Genomic DNA, 11,532 nt, shown 5'->3' on the forward strand with positions numbered 1-11,532 from the left:
ACCACCTGCAGGGTAGCGATGCTGCCACGCTGAACAGGAGTGCACCGATGGGTATCGATACAGAAAGCGACATTGAGGCAAATCTCCAGATCGGGCCGACCGACAAAGGTATGGTGCGGATTTATGTCGAGGCCGATGGTGTTGAGATCCCGATGGATTTCTCGCCGGATGATGCTGAGGAAATTGCTGAAGAAATCTCTGCTGCTGCGGCACGCGCCCGGCGCGCATCAGAAGCGCGCCGCTAACCCGGGAAGACACTCATATCGGGGTCGCGCAACGCATGAAGACGGCGCGCCGCTGTGGTTGCAATCCGGTGTGTCATGGTTTTGCGCCGCGGCGCTTTCAGACGTGTTTCGGGACCCATCCGGATGATTTCAGCACCATAGGCGTCACCGATGATCAGACCGGTATCTTCCGGCAACAAGTCGGTTGGAAAATCCTCATCAACCGCCCAGAAAAACCTGTCGCACCATTCAAGGTATCCTGACCATTTGGAATCAGACTGAAAGTCCGCACGCGACGATTTGCATTCAACGATCCAGATGTCACCGGACGGACCCAGACCGATCACGTCAACACGCAGCCCCTTGGCCGGTACCAGTTCCTCGACGCTTACGAATCCATATCCGGACAAAAGGCGCGCCGCGCCGCGCGCGAGCAGCTGACCGGGTTGCAGGACTTTCAGATCATCGTGAGCCATGCGGCAAATATGAACATTTCGTGAACATCGCGCAAGATTTATCTGCGCTGATAACAGACCTCGCTATTGCCCCGGAGCGTCATGCTGCCTAAGTAGCCTGCAGACGGGTGCTGCTTCTCTCGTGACTGGTTACGTTCCAGTGGCCTTAAGCAAATCCGAGGGAGCTGGCTCTGTCCTGGCCCTGGTCAGGTTATCTGGCGCCCACCTGTAAATACAGGTCCTCGGGAATAAAGAACCAAACGGTTACAGCGGGCCCGTCGCTTCCGCCAGACCCGGCTGAAAACCTTTAAAGACGCCTCAGCGTCTGTTCAGAGGGTGTCTCTTCTGTTCGACGCGCACCGGGATCAGCAGTTCATCATGCTGCGGGCGGGCGAAAAGCCGGTCGATCATACGCACAAGGAAGTCAAACATTACCCATCTCCTTCACTTCTAAGATGGCATCTGCGTTCGGATTGTCCAGAGGATACCTATCCAAAGTGTGAATTCCGCGACACTTTGCGCAGCCCTACGGCGTCTTTACACTATAAGTTGTGCCGAATTCACGGGGTTCCCCCTCAGGCATCGTCTTCCGCCCGGGCCGCGGCCGTAATCCCCCAGGCAAACTGGACCCCTGAAAAAACGATTCCATTGAGCACCCAGAAGACGAAAACCGCCATAAGCGCGACGTCTGAACCTGAAACGAGATGCCACAGATTTCCAACGTTGAACCAAAGAACCAGTGCGACGAATGCAGCGGCCGCCGCAAAACCGGTCAGAGCGCTGGTGAAATAAAGTCGGACAACGCGTGGCATACCAATTCCGTGTGATATCTCTTACGCCGGGAGACGTAGCTCCTCATCCGGCGCTGTCAAAGGCCTCCGGGCGGGCTTCGCGGGCCATATGATCGAGCACAGCGTTGACGAAGCGCGGCTCGCGCCCTTCGGGAAAAAACGCCCGGGCCACGTCAACATATTCGGTGATTACAACCTTCGGCGGCGTTGATTTTGCCCGCAGTTCAGCACCCGCGGCACGGAACAGCGCCCGGATAGTCGGGTCGATCCGCGCGATCGGCCATTTCGCGACCAGTGCGCGGTCTGTCATCTGGTCGATCGGCGCCTGGTAGTTCACAGCACCCTCCATGACATCCGCAAAGAGGTCCATATCCCCTTCCTGCATCGCTTCGCCTTCGTATTCCGCGCCAAAACGGTAATCCAGGAACTCGCGCTGCACGGCCTCAACGGTCTGTCCGGACTGCTCCATCTGGAACAGGGCCTGGACCGCATAGAGTCGCGCGGCCGACTTCATTTTGCGGCGTTGATTGCCGGAGAGATTGCCGTGGGCAGATGTCATGTCGTCTGGGATCCGTCTGTATCGCCGGCAATCCGGTAGCTGTCGCCCGCGGGCTTGAAACCGATGCCTTTTGTCTGGGCGCCCCACTTACGGCTGAGTGCAATCAGATGCAAGGCTGCCGCCGCTGCGCCACCACCTTTGTTCTGCCCTTCCGGGTCAGCACGGACTTCGGCCTGCGCGCGGTTCTCGACAGTCAGGATACCGTTGCCAATGCAGAGCCCCTGCAGGCCCAGCAGCTGAATGGCCCGCGAACTGTCATTGCAGACCGTCTCGTAATGCGTCGTTTCCCCGCGGATCACACAGCCCAGCGCGACATATCCGTCAAAATTACTTTTGCGGTCCGAGATCCCGATGGCCGTCGGCACTTCGAGAGCGCCGGGCATCTCGATGATGTCCCAGGTCCCGCCGACCGCCTCAATCTGCGCCTTTGCGCCGGCCACGAGGTTGTCTGCGATGTCCCGGTAATAGGGTGCGACCACGATCAGCAGTTTCACCGGCTGGTCGAAGTCCGGCATGTCGGGGGTGTAGTGCTGTTCACTGGCAGCCATTGATCAGTCCTCGGAAATGGGGCGCGTGCCCACGATGCGCAGGTTATAGGCCTCAAGACCTGTATATTTGGTTTGTGGGCTGTCGGTCAGCAGCACCAGGTCCGTCAGGCCCATGGTCGACATGATCTGGGCGCCAACGCCCGTGCGTTTGATCGTGCGGGGGCCATCATCGTCATCTTCGTCCAGGCGCAGGCGCGGATGTGGTTCCCGGAACAGCAGCACAGCGCCGCGGCACTCTTCGGCAATGATCTGCATTGCGCGCGGCAGCTCGTCGGTTGGCCCGGGCCCCAGGCCCAGCACGTCTTCCAGCGCATTGAGTGCATGGGTCCGCACCAGCACCGGCTCATCGGTGGTGATATCTCCCTTGGACAACATCACATGATCCGTGCCGGTGATTTTGTCCGCAAAAACGCGCATGTGCCATTCGCCGCCATAAGCCGAGGTCACCATGCGGCTGTCACGCTGCTGCAGCAGGTTGTCGTGCTTGAGACGGTAAGCGATCAGATCGCTGATCGTGCCGATTTTCATTCCGTGCTCGGTTGCAAACTCAACAAGGTCGGGCAAACGGGCCATTTCGCCGTCCGGCTTCATGATTTCGCAGATCACGCCCGACGGATGCAGCCCGGCCAGACGGCTGATGTCCACCGCCGCTTCGGTATGCCCTGCCCGCATCAGCACGCCACCGTCACGGGCGCGCAGCGGAAACACGTGCCCCGGCGTCGCGATATCGGCCTGGCCCTTGTCCTCGTCAATGGCTGTTGCGATGGTCAGCGCCCGGTCTCCTGCGGAGATCCCTGTGCTGACGCCCTCGCGCGCCTCGATCGAGACCGTGAACGCAGTCTCATGGCGCGAAGAATTGTTGACCGCCATCATAGGCAGCGCCAGCGTGTCGATGCGTGCCGCTTCCATAGGCAGGCAGATCAGCCCGCGCCCATGCAACGCCATGAAATTGACCGCAGCCGCATCGGCGAACTGCGCGGGGATCACCAGGTCACCTTCGTTCTCGCGATCCTCATGGTCCACAAGGATGAACATGCGCCCCTGACGCGCGTCCTCGATGATATCCTGGATCGGAGAGATGCTGGCGCGCAGCGTCTGCTCGACGGGTCCGGGTGTCTCAAAACTCATGGGTCTCTGGCCTCTGGTATCCTGAGCAAGCGTTTAGACCAGCCACCGCACATTGACCAGATGTCTGAGCGATCAGTCAGTGTGCATTTCCGCAAGGCGCGCAACGTAACGGGCCAGAGTGTCGATCTCCAGGTTCACCCGGTCGCCAGTTGCAACATCCCCCCAGGTAGTGGCCGTTTTGGTGTGCGGAATGAAATTGATCCCGAAGGTCAGTTCATCCACCTCGTTCACCGTCAGCGACGTCCCGTTCAGTGCAACCGAGCCTTTCGGTGCGATAAACCGCGCCAGATCATCGGGTGCGCGCAGGGTGACACGTGTGCTGTCCCCCTCTTCAGTGACGGAAACGACCTCGGCCACCCCATCCACGTGTCCGGACACGATATGCCCGCCCAGTTCGTCACCGACGCGCAACGCACGCTCCAGATTCACCCGCTTGCCGGGCGCCCAGGTATCCAGGTTCGTTTTGCTGACGGTCTCTGCACTGATCTGAACCTCATACCAGCCGGGGCCAAGCGCCACGACCGTCAGGCAGACACCGTCCGACGCAATAGACGCCCCCATGTCAATGGCCGCCGTGTCATACGCTGTGCTGATCCGCGCGCGCAGATCGCCCTCCTGGACGGTTTCGGTAATGGTGCCGATATCTGTTATGATTCCGGTGAACATTGCAGGCCCCTGTGCTGTGTCTGTCCTGACCTAGCTGTGCGATCATGACCTTGCAAGCCCTGCCCCTGCCGGATTGTCCGATCCGCCGGACAGAGAGTGCCGACGCGGGCAGCACTGGCAGCGTTAGACCGCACCCCATGACCTAGGCAGAGCGTCATCAGTCATGGCACCAACTGTCCAGCTTCGGCTTTCAAAGGCTGATCTTCATGCTCAGAAACGCTGGCAAAGCGCGGCCCATCCGCAACAGTTCCACGCCGCGAACAATGCTCTGATGCCATAATATCTTGATTTTTCCGCAACTCAGCGGCTAGTTTTAACGCAATCACGCCGAAAAACCGGCGGAAAGAGGCAGAAAAACAGGTCGAGGAGACCGAGCAGTGAAACCTTTCGGCATCCGGTGGGCGCGCCCCATCGCTGTGGTGGCGGCCCTGGCCGTCTTATCGTCGTGCGGACTTCCCAAGACAGGACCGAACAAGAAACAGATCTACAGCGGCTCCGTGCAACAGGAAGGCGATGCTTTCGTTGTTGAGGTCAATGACCGTGTGACGCGCGCAACCGCAGTGGTCCCCGCGCTTGGCTTTTCCGAAAGTTTCCGCAATGCAAACGTCATGGGCTCAGATACCATTCAGGCAGGTGATGTTCTTGGCCTGACCATCTGGGAAAACGTTGACGACGGCCTGCTGGTCGGCGAGGCCCAGAATGCGACATTGCTGGAAACTGTGCAGGTCGACGGCGCGGGCTTTATCTTTGTGCCCTACGCGGGCCGCATTCGTGCCGCCGGAAACTCACCCGAGGCCATCCGGCGCATCATCACCGAAAAACTCGAAGAGCAGACACCCGACCCACAGGTCGAAGTGCGCCGCATGGCAGGCGATGGCTCAACGGTTTCGCTGGTGGGCGCTGTTGGCGGACAGGGTGTCTATGCCATTGAACGTCCGACCAGGACCCTCTCGACCATGCTGGCCCGCGCAGGCGGTGTCACTATTGAGCCTGAGATTGCGCAGATCACGGTGCTCAGGGGACATGAAACCGGCCGTATCTGGTTCCAGGACCTTTATTCTTTCCCCGAACTCGACATCGCATTGCGAGGCGGTGACCGGATCCTTGTCGAAGAGGACACACGGTCTTTCACCTCGCTTGGCGCGACAGGCACTCAGGCCCGCGTTTCCTTTGAGTCTCAGAACCTGTCGGCGCTGGAAGCCATCGCCCAGGTCGGCGGGTTGGTTGCCAGTTCATCAGATGCGACGGGCGTTTTCGTGTTCCGCAATGAACCTGATGTCATCGCCTCCGAAGTGCTGGGACGTGATGATCTGGTTGGCGCGCAGCGCATGATCTATGTGCTGGATCTGACGCAGCCGAATGGTCTCTTCCGGGCGCGGGACTTCGTGATCCGGGACGGCGATACGCTCTACGTTACGGAAGCACCGCTGGCACAATACAACAAGACCATTGCTGCGATCTTCGGGTCACTGGTTGCACCGCTGGCGAATGTCGATCAGCTCGCCAACTGACGGCGCGTGACCGGCGCAGTTCCTCCATCACCACCCGCCGGGCCCGAAAGTGCCCGGCGGCTTTGCGTCGGGAATGACAGTTTCTGGGAGCAGCCGGATGTCCGCCGTGTTCTGGAGCTGTCGGGCTACAGGATCACACCAGATGATCCCGGCCACCAGGATCTGACCGCTGTCCGGGCGGGTTTCCCGCCGGAGGCCGCCCCGGCAGATGAGGGGAACGGCCATCTCTTTGTAGACGATGCCTTTCTCGGGCAGTTGCCCCCCGCCTCCGGGGGCGCGTCATTGCCCGGTCTGACAATTGATACGCGTGGCCCGCATTTCGACCCCGCGCAGCCGTCCGACCTCGAACTCCTGCTTGCCACACATCCACTGGACGACACGGCACTTCTGGATGAGGCCCGTGGCGGTATCGCCCGCTTCTGCGAGGCACATCTGGGCGCAAACAACGCCCTACGCATCGACATCGTGCCGCCGCCACCGGGATACGTACTGATCTTCGATCAACCCCGGAATGATCCCACCGTCAGCGCCTGCGGCGCAGACCGCAACCGCTTTCTGGAGATGCTTTTTGTCGCGCGCGAGGAACATCCCGGCGCACCGGTCCTGATCCAGAAGCACTCTGAAACACTGCAGGGTGGCAGGCAGGGTCACTTTGGTGATGAGGACACCGGGGAAGCCGTTCGTTTTCTGACCGATCCGGTCAGTCACCAGTCCCTCTTCGAAGGCGCGGTCGGCGTTTACACTGTCTCTTCTCAGGCCGGGTTTGACGCCATCTTCGCCGGTCACAGACCGCGTGTCTTTGGCCAGCCGTTTTACGCAGGCTGGGGCCTGACAGACGATGAATTCCCGGTTCAACGCCGTCAGCGCAGACTGACCCGCGCCCAGCTCTTTGCCGGGGCGTTTCTGATCTATCCCAGGTGGTACAGTCCCTTTGCCGATGATCTGTGCACAGGAACCGAAGCTCTTGAAATCATGGCCGCCCGCGCCCGCGCATGGCGCGAAGATCACCGCGGCTGGGTTGCCTCTGAAATCCGGCCGCAAACGCGGGACGCACTTCAGAAAACTTTTGGCCACTGGCAGCCCGTGATTTTTGAAGATGATCCGGGCAGGGCCCGGGCGACCGGACGCCCCTGGATGGTCACAGCCGATGCAGCGACAATGGGGCACCGCGATGCTGTCCAGACAACAGAGGGCTTTCTGCGCGCCGATCTTACAGGTCCTGCTCTCTCGTTTGCCACGGACATCGCAGGCAACTTCTCTGATCCGGCAACGCCCAGCCAGCTGGAAGACCTGATTGCGCTGCGTACAGATCTGCGCCCGGATCAGGAAAAGCGCGCAGAAGCGTTGATCAGATCGCTGCGAAAGCACGGGCTCGTCCACACTGATGCCACCGATCCTCTGCCCGATCTGGCAGCGGGTGAGCGCATTCTGGTGGCAGGTCAGGTCGAAGACAGCGCGTCAGTCCGGGCAGAATCCAGCCGGATCACCACAAATGTGGCCCTTCTGGAGGCGGCCCGGGCCGCTCATCCGGATGCTGTGCTCCTCTACAGACCACATCCGGATGTGGTTGCAGGCCTGCATGACGGCGGAACGGTTCCGCAGAATGCCGCCGATGTGATCCTGGGAAATGTCCCCGCGGCGGCAGCGCTGGATGTCACCTCGCACCTCTGGACAATGACATCCCTGCTCGGGTTCGAAGCCCTGATCCGCGGAATCCCCGTCACAACGACCGGGGCACCGTTTTACGCGGGCTGGGATCTGACCACCGATCTGGGCGACATACCGCCACGAAGACGCGCCAGGCCGTCGCTGGCAGGCCTCGTGCATGCCTGCCTGATTGACTATCCCCGCTACACGGACCCGCAAACCGGACTGCCCTGCCCCGTTGAGACGGCGGTTGCGCGAATAACCTCAGATAAAGACGTCCACCCGCGAACGGACAAGAGAGAATTATCCGGCTTGCAGCGGTTTTTTGCCAGATTTCTTCGCAGCTGACAGCGGATCAGGAACGTGGCCGGCGCCAGATGTGCAGAACATCCCCACCCACCTGCGTGCAGGAAACAAGCCTGTACCGGGCCGCCTGGTCAAGGCGTCCCAGCCCCAGCGCACCAACCGACGGCAGCCCCTCCGCTCCTATTCCGAGCCCGGCAGTGTATCCAACCAGCTGATCCACCAGGTCGGCCTCGATCAGCGAGGCCGCAAGCGCACTGCCTCCCTCGCAGAAAATGCGCGTCAGACCATGACCGGCCAGCTGACGCAAGATGTCGCCCGGATCGAGCTGTGCACCGACCGCAGCACAGGGCAGCAGGACGGCACCCAGGTCTTCCCAGGTCCGCACAAGAGACGGGTCCGCATCCCGGCCATGGCACAGAATAACCGGTGTTTCCTGCGCGGTTCTGGCCAGTGTTCCCATCAGCGGCAGGTCCAGCCGCCGGCTGATCACAACGCGCGCTGGTTGCCAGTCCGTCCCCAGCCCCCTGACTGTCAGCGCAGGATCATCCTTGCGCGCCGTGCCCCCGCCCACCATGACCGCATCGTGACGCGCCCGCATCGCATGCACATGACGCCGGGCCTGAGGCCCCGTGATCCACTGGCTTTCACCCGTACCGGTGGCAATACGTCCGTCAAAGCTGGAGGCAAGCTTGAGCGTCAGGAAGGGACGGTCCAGTTCAATCCGCGCGAAAAAGCCCGCATTGGCATCCAGCGCCTCGTCCTGCAGAACACCGGTGTCCACTTTTATGCCCGCCTCTTCGAGCATGCTGCCACCGCGACCGGCAACGCGCGGGTCCGGGTCCGGTGTGGCATAGACAACGCGCGCCACACCCGCATCAATGAGCGCCTGAGCACAGGGTGGGGTTTTTCCGTGATGGGCACAGGGTTCAAGTGTCACGTAAACATCGGCCCCCCGGGCAGCTCCCCCCGCCTGAGCCAGTGCGACCGTCTCTGCATGCGGACGCCCCCCTGGTTGCGTCCATCCGCGACCCACAACGAAACCGTCCCGTACAATGACGCAGCCCACGGCCGGATTGGGCCAGACACGGCCGAGACCTCGGCGCCCGAGTTCGAGCGCCATCGCCATGAACCGCGTGTCTTCGTTCACTCTTCGGGCGGCACGTCAGGCCGCAGCTCACTTACAAATTTGTCGAAATCGTCAGCCGCCTGGAAGTTCTTGTAAACACTGGCAAAACGCACGTACGCAACTGTGTCGATACGGGCGAGCGCTTCCATGACGATCTCACCGATCTGTTTGGAATTGATATCGGTTTCGCCCATGCTTTCCAGCCGCCGGACAATACCTGAAATCATCTGGTCAATACGCTCCGGATCGATGGGGCGTTTCTGCATGGAAATCCGGATCGACCGTTCAAGTTTATCGCGGTCAAAATCCTCGCGCTTGCCATTGGATTTAATCACCACAAGATCGCGCAGCTGTACACGTTCGTACGTCGTGAAACGGCCACCACAGGCCGGACAGAACCGGCGCCGCCGGATCGAAACATGATCCTCCGCCGGCCGGCTGTCTTTTACCTGAGTATCGATATTTCCGCAAAACGGGCAGCGCATGGGCCGTCCCCCTTCTCCAGTTCTCTGCCTCTTTTGTGGGATCAGCGCCCCACTTGGCGATACTTATAGGCGACAGACTAAGTTTTGGGTAGAGGGGAAATCAGGACCCCCGATTTAGTGGCGGATCGTGGCTTTACCGCGACGCCAGAAACTGCAGGGCAATCTGACGGCGGTGCGGGTGCCGTCTGTGTTCAAAGAGATAAACCCCCTGCCACGTCCCCAGCGCAGGACGCCCGCCAACAACCGGGATCGACAGGCTCACAGGCATCATCGCCGCCTTAATATGAGCCGGCATGTCATCCGGCCCTTCAAGCGTATGTCGCAGGTAGCGCATTGACGGGTCATCGGCCGGGGGCACCAGGCGGTCAAAAAACGCGCGCAAGTCGTCCTGCACATCCGGATCAGCGTTCTCCTGAATGAGAAGTGATGCAGACGTATGCCGCACCATAAGCACCGCAACACCGTCGCCCTCATCCAGCAGCATCTGCGCAAAGGGTCTTGTAAATTCGTAGAGCCCCGGCCCGTTCGTATCCAGTTCGATCACTTTCATGACCGCAGGCTGCCCCCGATACGGCACATCTGTAAAGGCTCAGAACCTGTCCAGCAGTTCATCAACAAACACATCGCAAAAGTTATGAGCATGGAAAACTGCAAGGTTTTCGCCCTCGCGGCGGACCGATACCGAATAGGATGGCGGTGTGTTCCTGAGCCGGTCATCAGGCGTCAGAGTGTAGGCCACAGCCGTCGCGCCCGCGCGTGTCCGTGACGGACCACGGGGCGTCAGTACGTACAGACGTTTGCGGGGTCCGTCCCGCCCGGCCCATATGGTGTAGTCTGCTGCGGCGCACCAGATCGCACTGGCCCCCGCGCCCCGGCTTTCAATCACTTCGAAAGTGTCCTGCGTCATCGGCACAACGTCGAGACGATTGACCGCGAGATAGGACTGGGCCAACGCAGGCAACACCCAGAGTGCCAGACATATTCCGGAGAGCATCGCACGCATTTCATTCCTCCACGCAACGGACGATGCGACCCTAGCCTGGCAATTTGCATCCGCCAAAGGGTGCAACTGTGGCGCGGTGCAGTTCCGGCAGACCTGTGCGCCTCAGACAACGGTCCGGGACCGGCGTCACCGGAAAATCCGGTCTCCCTGCTCATCAATGACCTGCTTTGCCTTGCTGACCGACGCTTCCTGTGCGGCCTCCAGCCCCTGCAGGGTATCCGCGCGGATCAGGGTGTGGCTGCGCATCTCGCCATCAATCTCTTTTTCGACGGTCGCCGAAATGCGGAACGTATTCCCCTCGGCAATCGGTGTTGGTGTGATGCGGAAGCCCTTGTGGGTCACGGCTTCAACCTCGGGCGTTTTTTTCCCACCGACGCCGAATAGGTTTTTGAAAAATGCCATTGGTGTTCCCCTGTTCTTGTGACGTTCAAAGTAGCGCGCCACGCATACGCTGGAAAGGGCGTCACCTAGCGGATCAGTCGCTGCATCAGATGTGCCAAAACGCGTGGCGGAAATGCTACCCGTACTTATTTGGCTCGACGATTGGTCAGTTAAGAGGTTTCTGTGCCTGCCAATATCTGCGGAATGCCCAGATCAGTGCTGCCCGCTCCAATGGGTAATATGCAATGTCAGCTGTTTCAGAGGCACCGCCTCCCGAAACCCAGTCGTCGCCAGCCTTTTTTGCCTCCGCATCGGTCAGATTGTCGTTTACTTCGTAGAAGTAGCGTCCTGTTTCAAAAGCCTTCTTTAAAGCTGCGAACAACCGTTCAGGATCCCGGAAATCCGCGTGAACCGTATGACGACTTTTAGCATCAGTCAGCAGTTTCTCACGCACAGACATCGGAAGGCCATTCCAGATCCTGGAAAAGTCATGGTTGTGGGGGCGGATCCCGGTTTCAAGCACCGCAATAGCCTTTAGAAAAATCTCGAACCCGATCAAACCAAGCATTGCTGCGCCTGATCCGCTTGAACCTGCGCTGCGGGAAAGAAGCGCTTCGTCGGCCAGGTAATCTTCGGCCAGCACAACCATTCTGCGAGCAACCGAACGACGGTGATCCCCCTCGAACGTGCTCATGCGGACGC

The 11,532-nt window shown here is 60.2% G+C and carries 15 protein-coding genes and 1 other RNA gene; 4 read left to right on the plus strand and 12 right to left on the minus strand.

The window, feature by feature from the left end; genetic code table 11:
- Positions 1-47 precede the first annotated feature (47 nt).
- Positions 48-245, plus strand: coding sequence for a DUF6324 family protein (locus tag AB4K19_RS10010; protein ID WP_375228241.1), 198 nt, complete (start codon positions 48-50; stop codon positions 243-245).
- Here the strand turns inward: AB4K19_RS10010 and AB4K19_RS10015 are convergent.
- Positions 242-700, minus strand: a complete 459-nt coding sequence (locus AB4K19_RS10015; RefSeq protein ID WP_375228242.1) for an MmcB family DNA repair protein — start codon at positions 698-700, stop codon at positions 242-244. The two genes, AB4K19_RS10010 and AB4K19_RS10015, sit on opposite strands and share 4 nt — an antisense overlap.
- 104 nt (positions 701-804) lie before the next feature.
- On the opposite strand from AB4K19_RS10015, the gene ssrS reads away from it, so the two are divergent.
- A non-coding RNA gene (gene ssrS, locus AB4K19_RS10020) (6S RNA) lies at positions 805-958 on the plus strand.
- A 296-nt stretch (positions 959-1,254) separates the two neighbouring features.
- Here the strand turns inward: ssrS and AB4K19_RS10025 are convergent.
- The 5 genes from AB4K19_RS10025 to AB4K19_RS10045 form a co-directional block, all read right to left on the minus strand.
- Complete coding sequence (locus tag AB4K19_RS10025; RefSeq protein ID WP_375228243.1) at positions 1,255-1,491, minus strand: hypothetical protein; 237 nt, start codon at positions 1,489-1,491, stop codon at positions 1,255-1,257.
- A 43-nt stretch (positions 1,492-1,534) separates the two neighbouring features.
- Entirely contained in the window at positions 1,535-2,029 is a 495-nt protein-coding gene (gene nusB / locus AB4K19_RS10030) for a transcription antitermination factor NusB (protein ID WP_375228244.1), read from the minus strand.
- Positions 2,026-2,577: a 6,7-dimethyl-8-ribityllumazine synthase gene (locus AB4K19_RS10035; RefSeq protein WP_375228245.1), complete on the minus strand. Its 552-nt coding sequence runs from the start codon at positions 2,575-2,577 to the stop codon at positions 2,026-2,028. The genes nusB and AB4K19_RS10035 overlap by 4 nt, the downstream gene beginning before the upstream one ends.
- Before the next feature lie 3 nt (positions 2,578-2,580).
- Entirely contained in the window at positions 2,581-3,705 is a 1,125-nt protein-coding gene (ribB, locus tag AB4K19_RS10040; RefSeq protein WP_375228246.1) for a 3,4-dihydroxy-2-butanone-4-phosphate synthase, read from the minus strand.
- A 72-nt stretch (positions 3,706-3,777) separates the two neighbouring features.
- Positions 3,778-4,371 carry a riboflavin synthase gene (locus tag AB4K19_RS10045; protein WP_436397470.1) on the minus strand — a complete coding sequence of 198 codons (594 nt, stop codon included), beginning with the start codon at positions 4,369-4,371 and terminating at the stop codon, positions 3,778-3,780.
- 377 nt (positions 4,372-4,748) lie between these two features.
- Between AB4K19_RS10045 and AB4K19_RS10050 the strand changes: the two genes are divergently transcribed.
- Positions 4,749-5,882: a polysaccharide biosynthesis/export family protein gene (locus tag AB4K19_RS10050; protein ID WP_375228247.1), complete on the plus strand. Its 1,134-nt coding sequence runs from the start codon at positions 4,749-4,751 to the stop codon at positions 5,880-5,882.
- A 6-nt stretch (positions 5,883-5,888) separates the two neighbouring features.
- Positions 5,889-7,877: a capsular polysaccharide biosynthesis protein gene (locus AB4K19_RS10055; protein WP_375228248.1), complete on the plus strand. Its 1,989-nt coding sequence runs from the start codon at positions 5,889-5,891 to the stop codon at positions 7,875-7,877.
- Between the two features lie 7 nt (positions 7,878-7,884).
- Here AB4K19_RS10055 and ribD read toward each other — a convergent pair whose 3' ends face one another.
- The 6 genes from ribD to AB4K19_RS10085 all read right to left on the minus strand — a co-directional run bounded on the left by ribD (position 7,885) and on the right by AB4K19_RS10085 (position 11,524).
- Entirely contained in the window at positions 7,885-8,961 is a 1,077-nt protein-coding gene (ribD, locus tag AB4K19_RS10060) for a bifunctional diaminohydroxyphosphoribosylaminopyrimidine deaminase/5-amino-6-(5-phosphoribosylamino)uracil reductase RibD (protein ID WP_436399538.1), read from the minus strand.
- 17 nt (positions 8,962-8,978) lie between these two features.
- Positions 8,979-9,446: a transcriptional regulator NrdR gene (nrdR, locus tag AB4K19_RS10065; RefSeq protein WP_169639892.1), complete on the minus strand. Its 468-nt coding sequence runs from the start codon at positions 9,444-9,446 to the stop codon at positions 8,979-8,981.
- 133 nt (positions 9,447-9,579) lie between these two features.
- On the minus strand, positions 9,580-9,996 hold the full coding sequence (locus AB4K19_RS10070) for a secondary thiamine-phosphate synthase enzyme YjbQ (RefSeq protein WP_375228249.1): 417 nt from the start codon (positions 9,994-9,996) through the stop codon (positions 9,580-9,582).
- Positions 9,997-10,035: 39 nt separating this feature from the next.
- Positions 10,036-10,449: a hypothetical protein gene (locus tag AB4K19_RS10075; protein WP_375228250.1), complete on the minus strand. Its 414-nt coding sequence runs from the start codon at positions 10,447-10,449 to the stop codon at positions 10,036-10,038.
- A 126-nt stretch (positions 10,450-10,575) separates the two neighbouring features.
- Positions 10,576-10,851 (minus strand): HlyU family transcriptional regulator, encoded by a 276-nt coding sequence (locus AB4K19_RS10080; RefSeq protein ID WP_375228251.1) that lies wholly within the window; start codon positions 10,849-10,851, stop codon positions 10,576-10,578.
- 145 nt (positions 10,852-10,996) lie between these two features.
- Positions 10,997-11,524 (minus strand): hypothetical protein, encoded by a 528-nt coding sequence (locus AB4K19_RS10085; protein WP_375228252.1) that lies wholly within the window; start codon positions 11,522-11,524, stop codon positions 10,997-10,999.
- Positions 11,525-11,532: the final 8 nt, after the last annotated feature.

It is taken from the genome of Roseobacter phycocola (assembly GCF_042055075.2).
Classification (GTDB): Bacteria; Pseudomonadota; Alphaproteobacteria; order Rhodobacterales; family Rhodobacteraceae; genus Roseobacter.